Here is a 19224-nt window from a genome sequence, read left to right as displayed (position 1 = left end):
AACGAATGGAGGCGTTATGGCATTAAAAAAAGCGAGTCTAGCGTGTACAGTTTGCGGGTCGCGAAACTACTCTATCAAGTTGAGTAGTACGCCAAAACCCACACGACTAGAAGTAAATAAATATTGTAAACATTGTAGCAAGTATACGCTACATAAAGAAACCAGATAGGAGATACTTGTGAAATTTATCGGTGATATTTTCCGTTTGTTGCGTGATACAACATGGCCAACAAGAAAGCAACGCTGGACAGATTTCATTTCTGTCATCGAGTATACTGCTTTCTTTGTACTGATTATTTACATTTTTGACCAATTAGTCTCACGAGGACTGTTGGCTTTGCTAGATTTGAATCTGTTCTAAGAAAAAGTTTAGAGTTGTTCTTGATCAGATTTCACTTTAGGTGAAGGGGGATGGAGATTAAAATTTTTCGGTTTTAGTCTTCCCTCTGTCTCCCTTTTTTCTGTATTTGTGATATAATAAGGATGAAAACAAAAGAGAAGAAGCCAGGTAGGCTTTTTTCTTATGAAAGGAAAAACAAATGGATAGTTTTGATAAAGGTTGGTTTGTCCTACAAACTTACTCAGGATATGAAAATAAAGTAAAAGAAAATCTCTTGCAACGAGCCCAGACTTATAACATGTTAGAAAATATTCTTCGTGTGGAGATCCCGACTCAAACGGTACAAGTGGAAAAGAATGGAGAGAAGAAAGAAGTAGAAGAAAATCGCTTCCCAGGTTATGTCCTAGTTGAAATGGTCATGACAGATGAGGCTTGGTTTGTTGTTCGGAATACGCCTAATGTTACTGGTTTCGTGGGTTCACACGGGAACCGTTCTAAACCAACTCCATTATTGGAAGAAGAAATCCGTGCTATTTTGGTATCAATGGGTCAAACTGTTCAAGAATTTGATATTGACGTAAAAGTCGGTGATACGGTTCGTATTATTGATGGTGCTTTTGCAGACTATACAGGTAAGATTACAGAAATCGATAATAACAAGGTTAAGATGATGATTACCATGTTTGGAAATGACACCATTGCAGAAGTTGAATTAAACCAAATTGCAGAGCTATAAGTAGTGCTTCAGAGGATTCTCTGCCACTGAGAGTTCTTACTGAGTTTATAGATAAGGTCATTTATGTCTTTCTCGATAATCAAGTAGTGATTTAGGGAGACTGAATGGCTTTTATTTTATAGAATCCAAGTTGGAAAATGGAAATAGAGGATTATGTATTTCTGATTTCCTTCTTTTTGAAGAGAGGGTTACATGGGTTAGGATGTCACTATCTTTTTATCAAAATGAAGTGACGAAGGACTTGATACTCTTCGAAAATCTCTTCAAACCACGTCAGCTTCGCCTTACCGTACTCAAGTACAGCTTGCGGCTAGCTTCCTAGTTTGCTCTTTGATTTTCATTGAGTATGAAATTAAAAGGACCGAATAAGAAATAATTGAAAGATGATATGAAAGAGAAAAATCAGCGCACTCAGTGTCAGCAACTCTGGGCTAGAAACAAATACCTCGTTTTGAGTCATTCCAGCAATATTTACAAGGACATTCGCCGGTATTTAAAGCAAGAAGTGGTGGAGGTTAGGCAGGTTCAAGAGATGATTGACCGTGCCTGTCAGATTCCTGAAGATAGAGGACAGGTTGGCAATACTTTTCAACATGTTTGGGGTTATTTTAAAAAGAAAGCAAGAGTTGACGAGCGGAAAGCTTATTTGGTGTTGTTGGAGCAGTACCGATATGGTCAGGCTTCGAAGGAAGAGTTGGTAGCTAAGACAAGGAGTATGCTTCAGATTTATCCCAATGCTTATTTGCAAGAGTCTACCTTATTGAAGGGAGACGACCATGAGACTTTGGCATGAGGAGTTGATCTCTCATCTTCCCCGTCAGCAACTTTTAGGTCAACATAGAGAATGCTGTGCTTTACGTGGCAATGGTTGGGGGAAAAAGCATGCGATAGTTGACTACGTTTTCGCTTATTCTCCATTTTGTCTCTATGCTTATCATGTCCTAATTATGGAAGAGATGGTTAGTCGTGGTTATCGGGTCAGTCCAGAGTGGCTAGAAAAAAACTATCGTGGCAAGACCTGCCTAGCTTACGAAGATTTGGTCGAAGAGAAGGTGGGGAATCCAATTTATAGAGAACATGATGCGACCTACTATAAGGAGTGCTTAGAGAATCTCCGTCAGAAGGGAATAGAGTTATAGTTTTTTCTAATAACAAATCATAGTTGCTTTCAAGGTTGGTTGAGAGTTTGTTTGGATAATGAAGTGGGTAGTCACCTATAAAATAGCCTATACAAAAGGAACTGACAAGGACTAGTCCGTTCTTTTTCTTTTTGAGAAGGATTAGGTATAGTTTAAAACTATACCTAATCCTAATTTTTTACAATTATACAGATAGTATTTTTTCTGATAAGATAGTTGCAACAACATATTTTGGAGGATGCTTATGTCAACGACAATTATCGGTTTCCCACGTTTGGGTGAATTCCGCGAATTAAAATTTACAACTGAAAAATACTTTAGAAATGAAATCTCAGCAGACGAGCTTTTGGCTGCTGCCAAAGACTTGCGTGCCAAACACTGGAACATTGTTAAAGAAAAAGGCATTACGGAGATTCCTTCAAATGACTTTTCTCACTATGACAACTTCCTAGATGCGGCTTTCCTTTTCAACGTGGTGCCTGCTTCTGTTCAAAACTTGGAGTTGACAGACCTTGAGCGCTACTTTGCCTTGGCGCGTGGTTACCAGGGAGAAAAAGGGGATGTACGTGCCCTTCCGATGAAAAAATGGTTCAACACTAACTACCACTACATCGTTCCAAAATTTGAAAAAACAACAGAAGTTAAACTTTCTGGTCACAAGATTTTTGATGAGTTCCAAGAAGCGAAAGAATTAGGCTTGAACACACGCCCAGTTGTAGTTGGACCATTTACCTTCCTTCAATTGTCAGACTTTGAAGAAGGCGTGAAAGCGGAAGACTTCGTAGACAGCTTTGTGGCTGCTTACCAAAAAGTTTTTGCCAAATTGGCTGAACTGGGTGCGACTCGTATCCAACTGGATGAAGCAGCTCTTGTCAAAGATTTGTCAGCAGAAGAAAAAGCTCTCTTCTTGAACCTCTACAACAAACTCTTGGCTGACAAGAAAGGTCTTGAAGTCTTGATCCAAACCTACTTTGGTGATGTTCGTGATGTCTACACTGACCTTGTCAACTTGCCAGTAGATGCCATTGGTTTGGACTTCGTTGAAGGTAAGAAAACACTTGAATTGGTTAAAGGTGGTTTCCCAGCTGATAAGACTCTCTATGCCGGTATCGTCAATGGTAAAAACATCTGGCGTAACAACTACGAGAAGAGTCTTGCAATTCTTGAACAAGTACCAGCTGAAAACCTTGTTTTGACAACTTCTTGCTCACTACTTCATGTGCCATTTACAACGGCTAACGAAGAATTTGAACCAGCTATCCTCAACCACTTTGCCTTTGCAGTTGAAAAATTGGAAGAACTTCGTGACTTGGATGCTATCCGCAATGGTCAAGGGGAAGAAGCCCTTGCTGCTAACAAAGAACTCTTTGCAACAGAACGTGTCGGAGAAAATGCAGAACTTCGTGCACGTATCGCTGGATTGACTGATGCAGACTACACTCGTTTGCCAGCCTTTGCAGAGCGTGAAGCTATCCAAGAAGAAGCATTCAAACTTCCAGCCCTTCCAACAACAACCATCGGATCCTTCCCTCAAACTAAGGAAGTTCGTGCTAAACGTTTGGCCTTCCGTAAGGGTGAATTGTCTCAAGAAGACTACGATGCCTTCCTTGCTGAAACCATCGACGAATGGATCAAATGGCAAGAAGAAGTGGACTTTGACGTGCTTGTTCACGGTGAATTCGAGCGAAATGACATGGTTGAGTACTTCGGTCAAAACTTGTCCGGTTACCTCTTCTCTAAAAATGGTTGGGTTCAATCATATGGTATGCGTGGGGTGAAACCACCAATCATCTGGGGTGATGTCACTCGTCTTAACCCAATCACTGTTAAATGGTCTAGCTACGCACAAAGCCGTACGGACAAACCTGTTAAAGGTATGTTGACTGGACCGGTGACTATCCTTAACTGGTCATTCCCACGTGAAGACATCTCTATCAAGGATTCTACTCTTCAAATCGCTCTTGCCATCAAGGATGAAGTTCTTGACCTTGAAGCTGCAGGCGTGAAGATTATCCAAATCGACGAGGCTGCTCTTCGTGAGAAATTGCCACTCCGTCGTAGTGACTGGTACGAAGACTACCTTGACTGGGCTATTCCAGCCTTCCGTTTGGTACATTCAACAGTAGCACCAGACACACAAATCCACACGCATATGTGTTACTCAGAATTTACAGATATCATCCCAGCTATCGACAACATGGATGCAGACGTGATTTCCTTTGAAGCGAGCCGTTCAAATCTTGAAATCTTGGACGAATTGAAAGCACAAAACTTCCAAACAGAAGTGGGACCTGGAGTTTACGATATCCACTCACCTCGTGTGCCTAACGAAGGCGAAATCGACCACACGATCGAAGCTATCCTTGCCAAAGTACCAAGCAGAAAAGTTTGGATCAACCCTGACTGTGGTTTGAAAACACGTGGCATCAAAGAAACCAAAGAAAGCTTGATCAAGCTTGTTGAAGCTGCTAAAGCAGCCCGTAAAGAACTATAAGTAGATAATACTCTTCGAAAATCTCTTCAAACCACGTCAGCTTCGCCTTACCGTACTCAAGTACAGCCTGCGGCTAGCTTCCTAGTTTGCTGATGATTTTCATTGAGTATAAATAGCTGGCTACTTGGCTTGGCCAGCTATTTTCTCACCCTTGAGGTCAGAAAGAAAGGACTATTCACTCTATGAGCCAACACACACCGAGTCTATCCTTTGAGGTTTTTCCTCCCAATCCAGCAGTAGGCAATGAAAAAATTCTGCGTGCCTTGGATGACATGCAGGGCTTGGCACCACACTTTATCAGTGTGACGGCTAGTAATAATAAATATAATATCAAAGAGACGACGGTAGCTTTGGCCAATCATATCCAAAACGAGCTAGAGGTACCGACGATAGCTCACTTGCCAGCTATCTATCTCACCAAGGAATCCGTTGCGGAGACCTTACAGGAGTTAGATGAAGTAGGCGTTCACCGGATTTTAGCATTACGTGGGGATATTATCCCGGAGGTGGCGCCACAAAAGGACTTCCGCTACGCAACCGATTTGATTTCTTTCATCAAGGAGGAGCAACCTCACTTTGAGATTGTCGGAGCCTGCTATCCAGAAGGGCATCCCGATTCACCGAATCAGATTTCAGATATTCAAAACCTCAAAAAGAAGGTGGATGCTGGCTGCTCCAGTTTGGTGACGCAACTCTTCTTTGATAATGAGCGCTTCTATGATTTCCGTGACAAGTGTATCTTGGCTGGGATTGAGGTGCCGATTCATGCGGGGATTATGCCAATCTTGAATCGCAATCAGGCCCTGCGCCTCTTGAAAACTTGTGAAAATATCCATTTGCCACGTAAATTTAAAGCCATTTTAGACAAGTATGAGCACGATCCAGAATCGCTCAAAGCAGCAGGGCTTGCCTATGCAGTGGATCAGATTGTGGACTTGGTGACCCAGGATGTGGCAGGAGTGCACCTCTACACCATGAATAATGCCGAAACGGCTCAGTATATCCATGAAGCGACTCGAGCATTTTTTCATACAGGAAGCGGAAGTAAACAATTAGCATAGTAAAAATGGAAAAGAAATAAAACCAGTAGGGGTTATCTTGATTTTTACCAACTTTATTACCTGTGGCTTTTGGAGAATGAAGTTTTTACTATCGTTTTAAAACTAGTTTCCATAAAAAAGAGACCGAACTTGTTATCTCGGTCTCTTTTGATTTGTTTGTTAAACATGCTTTTTAAAGGCAAAAATAAACATCTATATAGGGGTTTTGCTTGAAAAAAACAAACTTTTATTTTATAGTTAAATTATAAAGTTTGGAGGCGCTTGTGATGACAGAAAACTTACGATTGAAATTATTTGGACAACCTAAGGTATTTCTGGGGGAAAAGGAAGTTCACTTCTCTTTTTTAAAGATTGAAGCTCTTCTGTATTATTTAGTTGTGATGGGCCAGAGTCATCGTGACCAAGTGGCTGGTTTACTTTGGGCTGGGAAAGAAAATCAAGTTGCTCGGAAAAATCTGAGAAATACAGTGTATCAAGCTAATAAAGTTTTGGGGATGGATCTGATCATATCGCCCACACGTAATAGCCTCTCCTTTAATCCCCAAGTTGTCATCGAGTCCGATGTGAGTCGTTTTATGGCTTTTCCTTTTGAAAATTTGGATCTTTATCAAGGGGATTTTTTAGAAGGATTCTACCTAAAAGATGATGGAGAGTTTGAGGATTGGATAGAGCGAAAGCGTCTTTTTTTACAGCAGTTATATGTAGATAGTTGCCAGCAAGTGATTCAAACACTCCATTCAAAGGATTCTAGGTTAGAAGGTTATCTGAAGCAATTAATTGCGCTTGATGAATTTGAGGAAAAAAATTACGAGGGTTTACTTGAATTTTATCGTCAGAATAGGCAATTTGGTAAATTTTTCGATACCTATTATGCTTTGGTCGATCTTCTAGATAGAGAGCTTGGAGTTCGTCCCAGTGAGACGATAGAGCGTCTTTATCAAATGGTTTTAATGGAACGGAGAGAACAAGAAGGAAGTAGTCAGTCTCACGAACAACTTCTCCCGTTTTTCGGTCGAAGAGCAGAAATCAGGCAACTAGAGAATTTTTTTAGCCAATTAGAAGGAGAAAGACAAGCCCAAGTGCTTCTGTTAGAGGGAGAGTTTGGCCTAGGGAAAAGGCGACTGTTGAGGCAGGTTCTGTTGATGCGAACGTATGCCTTTCACATTCTACGTCTAGATTGTAGCCACAAACAGTCTCAACGACCTGACCGACTTTTGAGGATATTTGAGGAAAACTTAGTGCAATTACTGGGGTCTGGAGGAGCTAGCCACTTTCAAAAAGATCAAGCGGTGGATTTGATTGTGGAGTTATTGCAGACTCTCTTAGAAGAGCGACCATTTTTACTTGTTTTTGAGAATGCTCAATTTTTAGAAAAGGATGTACTGGATTTATTGGAGGACCTGTTAGGTCATTTTAGTAGGGAAAAGTTGGGGATTGTCTTAATAACAACTCCTCAAAAACCGATTCAGTTAGGTACTTATATTGCCCAGTTAGAATTGGGGGGTCGACTGACTTCCCTAGTTTTGTCCCCTTTCTCTGAAAAAGAGAGTAGAATCTTTTTGCGTAACCAGCTGCCTTATATAGAAGAGGATGGGGTGCTGGAGATGTTGGAGTATGGACAAGGCAATCCCTTTTTCTTAACGGAGTATCTTCTTTTATTTAAAGAGAGGGGAAGTATTGCCTCTCTCCCACGCCTTGTCAAGTCACATCTTAACCAACTGTGGGGGCAGCTAAGCAAGGATCAGATGGATATGCTGACCTATCTTTCGTGTTTTGAAAAGAAAATCCCTTTTTCTCTATTGGAGGGATTCATGACGCATATGGCTAGCTTGTTTATGGCCTTAGTGGATGATTTATCTGAAAAAGGTCTGTTAGAGGTTACGGTGGAAGGAGATCGTATTTTTCTAGATTTCCAACAAAAAGTGCTGAAACGGTATGTTTATCAAAATTTATCACCAGCTAAAAAGAGATTGCTTCACCGAGAGATTGCTCAAGAATTGGAGAAAGGCGTGAGAACGGGTCTATCGATTCTGGTCTATAAGGAAATTGCTTATCAATATAGGGAAGCAAAGGAAGTTTTGCGGGCTCTAAATTATGAATTGCAGTATCTAGAAGCTATCTTGGAGTTTCGTCAAGAACTTTTTCCAATCTACTATAAAGGTTACCAAGGGATGGAGGAGACAGGCTTAAAATATCCAGTAGATATTTTGAAGCAGCTGGATTGTATTTCTGGAGAATTGCAGAAGATGGAAGTACAGTACCAACGGGATAGGGAGTATTGTATTTTACGGCTACGATTCTTGTATTTGGAGGGGCGCTACTTTATTCGCATAGGGGATTACCAAAAGGGAATTCACGACATACAAGAGGTTGTCTCATCAGCAAAAAACATGTAACTTTTGGATTTGCTTTTGGAGGGTTATCGACAGATGATTTATTATTCAATCCAAACACAAAATCTTGAGGAAATGTGCTATTATAGTGACCTAGCTTTGGAAACTGCCATCCAGATTAATGATCATGAAGCCATAGCCTTGCATTTGCGTTTAAAAGGAGTTTATTTTCTTATGATTGGGGATGAAGAACAGGCAACGAGGTATTTCTATCGTTCGATAGACTGTTTTAGTTTGACGACAAGCTTACAGGAAAAGTATCCTATTCAAATCGCAGCGGCGTTAGATTATCTGGCAGAGATTGAGCAAATTAGAGGCAATTATCGTGTGGCTTTGGCTCATCAGGAGGAGGCAATCCATTTAGTGGATAAAAAAAAGATGGAGGCGTTGGCTACCATCTTTACGATAGGACAGGGAATTAGCTACTATTTGATGGGAGATTTCATAGAGGCAAGGAATAGCTTGAACAAAGCCCATCGAGTCTTATCTTGCTTGAGTTTTCCTTGGAAGGAAGCTCAGTTAGAGCTATATCTAGCCCTTTTAGCCCTGGAGGAGAAAAATGAGGAAAAACTAAGAAATTTTTTGGAAAAAAAGGAGCATCTCATGAATCGCTATGGGAATCCTAGAGATCGTGGGCTTGTAAACTATTTTCTAGCCCTCCTCGCTTATCAAAAAGAGATAACTTTTCCCTCTCTCAGACGAGAATTGACAGAGGACTTTTCAGCCTATGCGAAGGTTGCACGCCAGCATCTCAATCCTTATCGGGACAAGTATTTTGTGAAAAAACTAGATGCTATGGAGACAGACTTAAAGCTAAGATAAATAGTGGAGAAATTTAGGGGAAGATGAGGAGTTCTCAATGATTATCTAGTATATAGACTGCATCAGTTAAAAACCCATCAATCTTTTATGTAGGTTGGTGAGTTTTTTGATTTTAAGAGCAATTTTTAGCCTTGTGCTAACACTTGACTGATATAAAATATCAGAGTGGCAGCTAGATTGGCTGTATGGTTATCGATGTCATGGGGCGGAGAGACTTCCACTAGGTCAAAACCAATAAGTTTACCAGAGGCCGCGATATGTTGAAGAAGGGTGAGAGCGAGTTTCGGGTCAATACCAAGGGACTGAATGGCACTAACGCCAGGTGCTGCTCCAGCTGCAAAACAGTCCATATCGATGGTTAGATAGAGTGCTTCCTGCTTTGCTAGGAAGTCATCAATCCGTTGACACAGGCTTGGTAAAGGGGTTTGATAGAGTTCTTGTCCTGTTAAAAACTGGATAGAAGGATGCTTGGCGACGTAATCAAATAGGAAAAGATTGTTGCAGTGCTCCTGAATCCCCAGAATGAGATAAGGGAAGTCTTGCATGCTTGCTTTAGCATAATCAGACATTTGGCGAAATCCTGTTCCAGAGTTTGGGCCTGTTTCCTCGTAAGGTCTTAGGTCAAAGTGGGCATCGAGATTGAGAACGGCTAAGTTTTGCTCTTTAGGAATGGAATTTTTCAGTCCTTTATAGTGTCCGTAGGCAGTCCCATGTCCTCCTCCTAGAACGATAGGAATCAGATTCAGATTTCGCATACGTTGAACGGCTAGAGCTAGGCTGTCTTGCAGTTCTTCTAGTGATCGATTAGGCCCGTCGATATTGCCAACATCATAGACTGTCACGTTGTCTGCCCAGTGCCAGGGAAGTTTGGCGATTTGGCTACGAATAGCGGTAGGGCCTTCCACCGCCCCCACGCGACCGTTGTTGATGTAGACTCCTTTGTCGCTTTTGAAACCTAATATCCCAAAATTAACTCCAGAAAAGTGGGGGAGTTGGTCGTCTCTCAAGTCAAGAAATTGGATCCGCATACCCCACTTGGCAGTATAAGGGTTGTCTTCAATGCTTCCTTGGTAGTAGGAGTAGGTCATAGGATAGTAATCAGCTAAGTGCATAGTGTTCCTTTCGAATGTTTGTTTTTTGCTGTTAAAAAGGGAGTTGCCTATCTTGTGCTAAGCAAGCTGATAGACACCCCCTTACCATATGATAAAGTGGATATATTTTCGTAACTAGTCCTGTGACCCTAGTACTGGATGCTGAGATTCACTTCTTTTTCGATGCTGTCTAGGAAGCTAGGATCTTCAATCACGGCAGACACCTTGTTGAGTTCATCGTAGATTTCGATGTCCTTGTCAAACTCGATGAAGGATACGGCAGCCCGTACCTTTTCATAGGCTGGTTTGGTTCCCTTGCCAAGGGCATGGTTTTCAGGTTTGAGGTCTAGAGCTTGGCAGGCAGCCATGATTTCAGTTGCGACGATCCGACGAGAGTTTTGGAGAATTTCTGCGGCTTTGCGTGCTGCAATCGTTCCCATGCTGACAAAGTCTTCCTGGTTTTCACACGATGGGATGGAGTCTACACTAGCTGGATGTGCCAATACCTTGTTTTCAGAAGCAAGGGCTGCGCAGGCATACTGGGTGATCATGAATCCAGAGTTGAGACCAGGGTGTTTGACTAAGAAGGATGGGAGTTTGCTCAATTGGCTATTCACGAGGCGTTCCACCCGACGTTCGGAGACATTGCCGATTTCGGAAAGAGCGATACCGAGGAAGTCAAATGGCTGTGCCATTGGTTCTCCGTGGAAGTTTCCGCCGGAGATGACATGACCTTCTTTAGTGATGATTGGATTGTCCGTAACAGAGTTGATTTCGATTTCAACTTTTGATTTCACATAAGCAATCGAATCCTTGCTGGCGCCGTGGATTTGTGGGATACAGCGTAGGGTATAAGGATCTTGGACCCGTTGTTGGGTGGCTACGGTTGTGTTGCCACTGCCTTCTAGGAGATTGCGGATGTTTCGTGCGGTTGCTAACTGTCCACTTTGAGGACGAATGGTGTGGAGGTCTTCTTCAAATGGACTAGTGATGCCATTGTGGACTTCCATAGAAAGGGCACCAGCCACGTCTGACAGCTTGAGCAACTGGATACCATCGTAGGTCGTAAGAGCTCCGATGGCTGTCAAAACGGTAGTCCCGTTAATCAAGGCCAGGCCTTCTTTAGCAGCAAGTTTGATGGGCTCGATACCAGCTTTTTCAAGAGCTTCACGACCTGGGAGCAATTCTCCCTTGTAGTAGGCTTGACCCAATCCCAACATTGGAAGAACCATGTGAGCGAGGGGAGCTAGGTCACCCGATGCTCCGAGAGATCCTTTTTCAGGGATGAATGGAACGACCCCTTTGTTGAGCAATTCAAGCAGTTTTTCAACCGTGGAAAGACGGATACCAGAGTAGCCTTTGAGCAGGGAGTTGATCCGGATAAGCATGATGGCGCGAACCGCATCTTCTGGAAGAGGAACACCAAAACCTGAAGCGTGCGTACGGATAAGGTTTTCTTGGAGTTGCATGGTGTCTTCTGGGGAGATGCTGACGTTACAGAGAGAGCCAAATCCTGTGGTCACCCCATAGACTACGCGTTTTTCACGAACAATATCATCTACGATCTTGCGGGATGCGATGACGGCTTCTTTTGCTTCTGAGTCCAATTCGCATTGAACACCGTGGCGAGCAACAGCAATGACATCTTCTAATGTTAAGCTATTGCCATCTAGATGAATTTGTGTTGTCATAAAAGACCTCCTAGTATTAAACGTGTGAGTGTGTATGGTGATGGGTGTGGGATTTGTTACCATGTAAGAGGTAGTAAACCGTGCTAGAGATAGCTAAACCTGCAGCACCATAGACAAAGTTCATGAGATTATCCCCTGCAATCATAAGCAGACTAACAAAAACTGCTAAAACTGGAATGACAGGGCCAAATGGCACACGGAAGGTGACTTTCTTTTCTGGATATATCTTTCTCAGCTTGATTACAGCGAGTGCAGTTGGGATGTATTGGAAGAAACGGAAGACGACACTAAAGGCGGCGAGAATCTCGAAGGAGCCGGAGAAGAGTAAGACGATGGCGATCGCTCCGGAAATCAAAATAGCAATCACTGGGGCCCCTTTACTGTTGGTTTCACCTAGTTTCTTTGGTAGCATGTTTTCGTCCGCTAGGGCCGCACCGAAACGAGGGACCATGATGGATTCACCGATATTCAAGCCGGTAATGGAGATGAGAGCACCGTAGGTAACTAGAGGAGCGCCAACAGGGCCGATCATTTCGACAAAAGCATCTTGAACGGGAGCCCCTGTCTGCATAATCCGGCCACCAATCATGGCAATGGTTCCTGCGATGATCAACATGTAGAGAATGGAGACGATACTAATCGAACCTAGAATCGCACGAGGTACATTCTTTTCAGGATTGCGCATTTCCCCTGCTACGATCGATAGGGTTTCAAATCCGATAAAGCCATAGAAGATATAGATGGCGGTACTAGCGACAGAGTTGAAGAGATTGCCACCTGCTTCGAGTTGTAGAAATGGTGTGAAGTTGCCCCGGCTGATCCCTCCTGAGATAAAGAAGATTGCGCAAAGGGAGAAGGTAACGATCGGAATGAGTTTTGCGACGGTTGCGGTAAGGGTGAAGATCTTAGAGGTCTTAATCCCTGCGATGTTCATGAGACTGAGCAAAATCACCATGCTAATACTGATGATGAGCTCATTTCCAGCGAGTGCAGGGAAGGTAATCACCACCATCTTTGCAAAACCAGCTAGCATGGCAGCCCAGGCGATAATCGTAACCGCCCAGCCTAAAAGACCGACGTTAAAAGCAGCGAAATCCCCAAAAGCGGCCTTGGTATATTGCATGGCACCACCGTTTTTTTCGACATAGCCGGCTGTTTCAGCTAGACAGGCAGACAACAACATGACTAGAATGGCAACGCCGAACATGACCGCAAGAGAGGCTGGGCCTAGCCCAGCATAGATTTTTTGTGGCAGGAGAAAGATTCCTGAGCCAATAACAGCATTGATCCCATAAAGGGTCGCGCCAGCAAAGCTAAATTTGGCTTTTTCTTGCTCCTGCACCGATTGTTTGTGTGCATCTTTCATCATTGTTCTCCTTTAAGAGAGTGTACGAAGTGCAGTCCAAATAGCACTAGGCTGATCAGAAGACTGCAAGGGTAGAAACAATAACTTCATGTTCTTTGCTTGAGAGTTTTGCTCAATCACTAAAAGCTCTTGTTCTTTTAGTGTATAGATGGACTCCTCACATAGTTGGATGCGAATGGCCTTTAAGGCATAAATGAATTGGAATTGAGCTGTGCTCTCGATGATTTGATTGGGTACGACAGCCTTTATCTTTCCCTGATAGGTAGGTTGGTAGATGAGATTAAAATCATGGCACTGCCCTTTACAGAAGAGGGAATCACCTCCATCAAAGGAGTAACTTTGAAAGGCTGAAAGGACAGTCCCATTCTTTTGTGTCCTGTTATGTAGTTGGATCTCTTGATCGAGCGTCATGAGAATCCGCTGAAATCCGTCTAGTGGTGTGAAGTGACTTTCTGTTACTTCGATCGAAGCAGTGGATAAGCGGAAATCAAACTGACGTTCTTTATAATCGCCATCTGGAGGATAGAGGTAGAGTTCTCGCGTCTTGCCACCAGACCAATTGGACTCGTGGTAGTCACGAGGGATAAGGTGTTGGATATGTACCATAGTATTCTTTTTTAACGGAGACTAGCTAGAATTTCTTGATAAATCAAATCTGCCAGTCTATTTCCTTCATCCAGCAGGGCTTGTCCTTTTTCTTGGAGATCTTGGACAAAGTCTGTATCTTTGATGCTGGACAGGTTGATAAGGACATTGAGCCAAGCTCCTTGTAGTCCTGCTTTGAGGTTGAGGGCTGCGACTCCAAGGTCACTAGCTGCATTGGTATTGGACTTACCGATTGCCTTTTGGGTGACGAGGAGGCTTTCGTGGATCAATTCCATCATGTGATAAGGCGAAAGCGTCGCATTTTTTAGAGCTTCCTGTAGGGCTTGGCTTCTTTTTGCCTTGTCTTCCTCTGTTTCCTTGGGAAGGCTAAAGACGGCTGAGACCTGATTGAAGGCTTCTGTATCCTTGTCAATGGCCTCTAAGAGCTCGTCTTGAAGCTGCTGGCTTCGGTCTCGGATGGCTGTGATTTCTTCTTCAAATTCGGCGTATTTTTTCTTTCCGATGGTTAATTCACAGACCATCTTGGTAAGGGAGATCCCATTTGCCGCAGAAAGAGCGGCTGCAGAGCCCCCGCCAGGTGCGGGAGCGCTGGAGCCTAGGACTTGAGCAAATTCGGTAACGCTGAGTTCAGTTAGTAACATCGTGACCTCCTAGCCCAAGAGATGGTTTTCAAGAACTTGCTTGCCATAGTCGAAATCTTCGATTTGCAAGTAGTATTCTGCTGTGTCGATCAAGGCCTTTGCTGGGGTCAAGCCGATGACTTCAGATCCCAAGATGCCAACACCATAGCGTTTGGCTTCGAAACGGACGGTCTCAAAGACACGATAGAGAGGGAATTTTTCGAGATTCACCATGTTGATGGAGACTTGAGCGATATTGCGGTCTTCTAGCATGACCCCGATAGCCTTACAGTAAGTGTAGCCACCGCTCGATCCACGGATGATTTTCGCGATCTTACTTGCGATTTCGAGATTATCCGTATCGAGGTTGATATTGTAGGCCACGAGGGGCATCCGAACTCCGATCGCAGTGACGCCAGCAGTTGGGTGAATCTTGCGTTCTCCAAAGTCTGGGGCCCAATCTTCTTCCAAGAGTTTTTCAGGCATACCTTCAAATTGCCCCTTGCGGACTTTGGCGAGATTTTTGCGTTCAGGACGGGTCGCTGCGTCTTCGTAGAGGAAGATCGGAATGTTCAATTCTTGATTGACCCGAGCGGCGACAGATTTTGCGATTTCGACACATTCTTCAGTCGTGATGTCTTTTACTGGGACAAATGGGCAAACGTCCGTAGCCCCCATCCGAGGGTGTTCGCCTTGGTGTTTGGTCATATCGATGTGCAAGGAAGCGTATTGGATCAATTGAAAGGCAGCTTCTTGGATCGACTGTTCATCACCAACGAGGGTAAAGACACTGCGGTTGTGACTGCTATCAGAAGAGTAGTCTAGGAGGGTTACACCTGCAACGCTACGGGCGGTATCTGCTAGACCTTGGATGACTTCTTGATTGCGTCCTTCTGAAAAGTTTGGAATACATTCAACTATTTTTGCCATAATTTCTCCTTTGGCTCTATTTCTGTAGGATTAGTGAAAGAGTCCTGCGACAGCTTCCTTGACCAGATCTTCATCTGCCAGATAAGGGATTGTGATGTGATCGCTACCTTGGTGGCTGTGGTTGTAGGCGATGGCTGTTTCGATAGCGTGTTCATTACGAGCCCAGTTTCTCCGTGCAACCCCACCCATGGTATCCCAGGCGATGGCTGATTTGATAATTTCATCGATGCGATGGCTGCCATCTAGGACTAGACCGAAGCCACCATTGATCGCTTTACCGATACCGGTACCTCCACCATTGTGAAGGGCAACTAAACTCATGCCACGTGCTGCATTTCCGGCATAACATTGTACAGCCATATCTGCGGTGACATTGGAACCATCCTTGATATTGGAAGTTTCGCGGAATGGTGAGTCGGTACCAGATACATCATGGTGGTCACGACCAATCATGACAGGACCAATCTTGCCTTGGCGCACGAGTTCGTTGAATTTCAAAGCGATATTGACCCGACCCATGCAGTCTTGGTAGAGGATACGGGCCTGCGTTCCAACGACGAGTTGATTCTTTTCTGCATCGCGGATCCAGTTGTAGTTGTCACGGTCTTGGTAGCGACGGTTTGGATCGATCACGTCCATCGCTGCGTGGTCTGTTGCGACCAAGTCTTCATGCTTGCCACTGAGGCAGACCCAACGGAATGGACCATAGCCATAGTCAAAGAGAAGAGGTCCCATGATGTCTTCTACATAGGATGGCCAGATAAAGCCGTCCTTGTCATCCAAGCCGTTCTTGGAGATTTCCTTGATACCAGAGTCGTAGATGGCTTTCATGAAGGAGTTACCATAGTCGAAGAAGTAGGTTCCCTTTTGGGTGAGGGTCTTGATGGCTGCAAAGTGGCGAGCCAGGGTTTCGTCGACGAGGCGATGGAAGCGTTCTTGGTCTTCTGCCAAGAGGCGGGTCCGTTCTTCAAAGGAAATGCCAGCAGGGCAGTAGCCTCCAGAGTAGACATTGTGACAAGATGTTTGGTCACTTAAGAGGTCTACATGGATGTTTTCTGCATTGACATATTCTAAAAGATCGACGATATTTCCGTGATAAGCGATGGAGGTAGATTCTTTAGCAGCCAAGGCTTTTTGTGCCAGATCCAAGGCTTCCTTAGGCGTTTCAGCTAATTCTTTGACCCATCCTTGAGAGTGGCGGGTTTCAATCCGGGAAGCATCCACTTCAGCAATGATTGCGACCGCATGAGCGATTTCAGCTGCCTTGCCTTGAGCCCCACTCATTCCTCCAAGTCCGGAGGAGATGAAGAGTTTACCAGTCAAGTCCCCATCATCAGCGACTCCTAGTTTGAGACGACCAGCATTGAGAAGGGTGTTGAAAGTTCCGTGAACAATCCCTTGAGGTCCGATATACATCCAACCACCTGCTGTCATCTGACCGTAGTTGGTCACACCCATCTCTTCAGCGACTTCCCAGTCTTCCATATTGTCGTACTCACCGACCAACAGGCCGTTGGTGATGATGACCCGTGGAGCTTCTGGTTTCGAATGGAAGAGGCCAAGAGGGTGACCTGATTCGACCACGAGGGTTTGATCATCTGACATGACTTCCAGGTACTTTTTGATCAAGCGGTATTGCATCCAGTTGGCACAGACAGATCCTGTTTCCCCATAGGTGACCAGTTCGTAAGGATAAAGGGCGATTTCAAAGCTGAGATTGTTATCAATCATGACTTGCATCGCTTTCGCAGCTGTGCAGTTTCCCTTGTATTCATCGATTGGTTTGCCATAGATCCGGTCTTTTGGACGGAAGCGGTAGCCGTAGATCCGTCCCCGCGTTTTGAGTTCTTCTAGAAATTCAGGGATCAATTCCTTATGAAAGCGCCGTGGAATATACCGCAGAGCGTTCTTGAGAGCTACTTCAGTCTGAGCTTGCGTCAGTCGGAAGCCACGGTCAGGTGCCCGCCGGATACCTTCTTGGAAGACCGTTTTCTCAGGAAGTTGGTCAAAATCCAGCTTCACAGTCATAGCTGCAGCAATAGCTTGTTCATCATAATGAGTCATCCTCATACCCTCCTTCATGTTTTCTATGGTTTTTAGTTGCCGTTCCCGTTTGATCCATCCACCAAATCATTTCCTGTTTCTAATGAAGAAGGAAGGTCTGTCAAAGAATCAAACAACTAAAGAACAATAGCATATTTTTCTTTAGTATAATAAAGGACCGTCTATTTAGAGTCAAAAAAAATAAAAATGCAAAAAAAATAAACTAAAATTTATTTTGAAAAAATTTGACGATGAATAGACTATTTTTGTTTACAATAGAAATGAAAAAGTAGAATGAAGATAGGGAGAAAGCGAACCATTTGAGAATAAAGGCCTTGCTCCACATGTCAGGCTGGGTAGGTTGGTGCTGGTAGCTGAGGGTGTCAATCCATTCCCTGACGGAGGCAGGAACTTTTCTAGCACTCAGGTCTATCAGGTGAGGGAGAGAAATCTAGGAGTTGGCAGTTTATCTCACTTTTACCAGATACTTCCGTGATGGCGCACTCTCTCCTTGTTGTTTCATCCATGAAAGGAGATTTTATGACAGCAGATCTGATTTTAACCCATTTTAACCAAGTATTTTGCCCCCGTGATGTCGGTCATCCTTTGTTTGGAGAGGCAATGGCGACGGCGACGATTCTAGAGGATGGCTATATCGCCCTAAAAGGCGGGAAGATTTTAGCAGTTGGACAAGGAGAGCCAGACGCAGCCCTCATAGGACCAGAAACGGAACTTCGTTCCTATGAAGGGAAGGTAGCGACCCCAGGTTTGATTGATTGCCACACCCATCTGGTCTACGGAGGAAGTCGCGAGCATGAGTTTGCCAAGAAGCTGGCGGGTGTTTCTTATCTAGATATCCTAGCCCAAGGAGGTGGGATCCTCAGTACGGTCCGGGCGACTCGGGCATCGGACTTTACGACTCTTTATGACAAGTCAAAACGGCTGCTAGATTATATGCTCCAACATGGCGTGACGACAGTGGAAGCTAAGAGTGGCTATGGTCTCGACTGGGAGACGGAGCATCGGCAGTTAGAAGTGGTGAAAAAGCTAAACCAAGACCATGAGATAGATTTGGTTTCGACCTTTATGGCAGCCCATGCCATCCCAGAAGAGTACAAGGGACGCTCCCAAGCCTATCTGGATGTGATCGTCAAGGACATGCTGCCACGAGTGAAGGCAGAAAACTTAGCGGAATTTTGTGATATCTTTTGTGAGAAAGGGGTCTTTACGGCTGAGGAATCCCGCTACCTGCTCTCCAAGGCCAAGGAACTCGGCTACAAACTGCGGATTCATGCCGATGAGATTGCTTCGATTGGCGGTGTGGATGTAGCAGCAGAGCTAGAAGCTACTAGTGCAGAGCACCTCATGATGATCACAGACGAGGGCATCGAAAAGTTGGCCAAAGCCAAGGTGATTGGCAATCTCCTGCCTGCTACCACCTTTAGTCTCATGGAAGACACCTATGCACCAGCGCGTAAAATGCTAGATGCTGGCATGGCTATTACTCTTACGACAGACAGCAATCCAGGCTCTTGCCCGACAGCCAATCTCCAATTCGCCATGCAGTTAGGCTGCTTTATGATGCGTCTGACACCGATTGAAGTGCTCAATGCCGTGACCATTAACGCCGCTTACTCCGTGGACCGGGCGAGCACGATAGGTTCCTTTACCAGAGGCAAACAGGCGGATATCACCATATTTGATGCACCAAATCTCGATTACCTCTTTTATTTCTTTGCTACCAACCTCGTCACCCATGTCTACAAGAATGGGCGTCTCGTGATTGGAGGGTAAAAAGCGTGAGATGAAGGGATATTAGTAAAAAGAGGATGGAAATTTGCGGTTTCCTTCCTCTTTTTATGTTAAGAATCTCATTTTTCATTTAATACTCA

17 protein-coding genes are annotated in these 19224 nt (G+C 44.2%); 10 read left to right on the top strand and 7 right to left on the bottom strand.

Annotated features, from left to right (window positions below):
* Positions 1-16: 16 nt before the first annotated feature.
* The 9 genes from rpmG (at position 17) to STRDD10_RS04730 (ending at position 8985) form a co-directional block, all read left to right on the top strand.
* Complete coding sequence (gene rpmG / locus STRDD10_RS10465) at positions 17-169, top strand: 50S ribosomal protein L33 (protein ID WP_015605910.1); 153 nt, start codon at positions 17-19, stop codon at positions 167-169.
* Positions 170-178: 9 nt separating this feature from the next.
* Positions 179-361 (top strand): preprotein translocase subunit SecE, encoded by a 183-nt coding sequence (gene secE, locus STRDD10_RS04765; RefSeq protein WP_067193560.1) that lies wholly within the window; start codon positions 179-181, stop codon positions 359-361.
* A 178-nt stretch (positions 362-539) separates the two neighbouring features.
* Positions 540-1076, top strand: a complete 537-nt coding sequence (gene nusG / locus STRDD10_RS04760; protein WP_067193559.1) for a transcription termination/antitermination protein NusG — start codon at positions 540-542, stop codon at positions 1074-1076.
* A gap of 388 nt (positions 1077-1464) precedes the next feature.
* A complete protein-coding gene (locus STRDD10_RS04755) occupies positions 1465-1869 on the top strand; it encodes a YbgA family protein (RefSeq protein ID WP_067193557.1) in 405 nt (134 codons plus the stop codon).
* Complete coding sequence (locus STRDD10_RS04750; protein ID WP_067193556.1) at positions 1853-2215, top strand: TIGR02328 family protein; 363 nt, start codon at positions 1853-1855, stop codon at positions 2213-2215. The genes STRDD10_RS04755 and STRDD10_RS04750 overlap by 17 nt, the downstream gene beginning before the upstream one ends.
* A gap of 244 nt (positions 2216-2459) precedes the next feature.
* Positions 2460-4709, top strand: coding sequence for a 5-methyltetrahydropteroyltriglutamate--homocysteine S-methyltransferase (gene metE, locus STRDD10_RS04745; RefSeq protein ID WP_067193554.1), 2250 nt, complete (start codon positions 2460-2462; stop codon positions 4707-4709).
* A gap of 182 nt (positions 4710-4891) precedes the next feature.
* Entirely contained in the window at positions 4892-5770 is an 879-nt protein-coding gene (metF, locus tag STRDD10_RS04740; RefSeq protein ID WP_067193552.1) for a methylenetetrahydrofolate reductase [NAD(P)H], read from the top strand.
* Positions 5771-6036: 266 nt separating this feature from the next.
* The gene (locus STRDD10_RS04735; protein WP_067193551.1) at positions 6037-8166 is read left to right on the top strand and encodes an ATP-binding protein; all 2130 of its coding nucleotides are present in this window, start codon (positions 6037-6039) and stop codon (positions 8164-8166) included.
* A gap of 33 nt (positions 8167-8199) precedes the next feature.
* Positions 8200-8985, top strand: coding sequence for a hypothetical protein (locus STRDD10_RS04730; RefSeq protein ID WP_067193549.1), 786 nt, complete (start codon positions 8200-8202; stop codon positions 8983-8985).
* Between the two features lie 125 nt (positions 8986-9110).
* Here STRDD10_RS04730 and STRDD10_RS04725 read toward each other — a convergent pair whose 3' ends face one another.
* From STRDD10_RS04725 to STRDD10_RS04695, 7 genes are all read right to left on the bottom strand, one after another.
* Positions 9111-10097, bottom strand: coding sequence for an arginase family protein (locus STRDD10_RS04725; protein WP_082782046.1), 987 nt, complete (start codon positions 10095-10097; stop codon positions 9111-9113).
* A 128-nt stretch (positions 10098-10225) separates the two neighbouring features.
* Positions 10226-11767, bottom strand: coding sequence for a histidine ammonia-lyase (gene hutH, locus STRDD10_RS04720; protein ID WP_067193547.1), 1542 nt, complete (start codon positions 11765-11767; stop codon positions 10226-10228).
* A gap of 16 nt (positions 11768-11783) precedes the next feature.
* Positions 11784-13133: an APC family permease gene (locus STRDD10_RS04715; protein WP_067193545.1), complete on the bottom strand. Its 1350-nt coding sequence runs from the start codon at positions 13131-13133 to the stop codon at positions 11784-11786.
* A gap of 12 nt (positions 13134-13145) precedes the next feature.
* Positions 13146-13739 carry a HutD family protein gene (locus tag STRDD10_RS04710; RefSeq protein ID WP_067193543.1) on the bottom strand — a complete coding sequence of 198 codons (594 nt, stop codon included), beginning with the start codon at positions 13737-13739 and terminating at the stop codon, positions 13146-13148.
* A gap of 11 nt (positions 13740-13750) precedes the next feature.
* Entirely contained in the window at positions 13751-14380 is a 630-nt protein-coding gene (locus STRDD10_RS04705; protein WP_067193542.1) for a cyclodeaminase/cyclohydrolase family protein, read from the bottom strand.
* A 9-nt stretch (positions 14381-14389) separates the two neighbouring features.
* Positions 14390-15289 (bottom strand): glutamate formimidoyltransferase, encoded by a 900-nt coding sequence (gene ftcD, locus STRDD10_RS04700; protein WP_067193540.1) that lies wholly within the window; start codon positions 15287-15289, stop codon positions 14390-14392.
* Between the two features lie 30 nt (positions 15290-15319).
* Entirely contained in the window at positions 15320-17353 is a 2034-nt protein-coding gene (locus STRDD10_RS04695) for a urocanate hydratase (protein WP_067193539.1), read from the bottom strand.
* 519 nt (positions 17354-17872) lie between these two features.
* Between STRDD10_RS04695 and hutI the strand changes: the two genes are divergently transcribed.
* Positions 17873-19126: an imidazolonepropionase gene (gene hutI, locus STRDD10_RS04690; RefSeq protein ID WP_067193537.1), complete on the top strand. Its 1254-nt coding sequence runs from the start codon at positions 17873-17875 to the stop codon at positions 19124-19126.
* Positions 19127-19224 lie beyond the last annotated feature (98 nt).

The sequence above is a fragment of the Streptococcus sp. DD10 genome (genome assembly GCF_001578805.1).
In the GTDB taxonomy this organism is placed as follows: domain Bacteria; phylum Bacillota; class Bacilli; order Lactobacillales; family Streptococcaceae; genus Streptococcus.
This window is presented reverse-complemented; position numbering and strand designations above follow the sequence as displayed.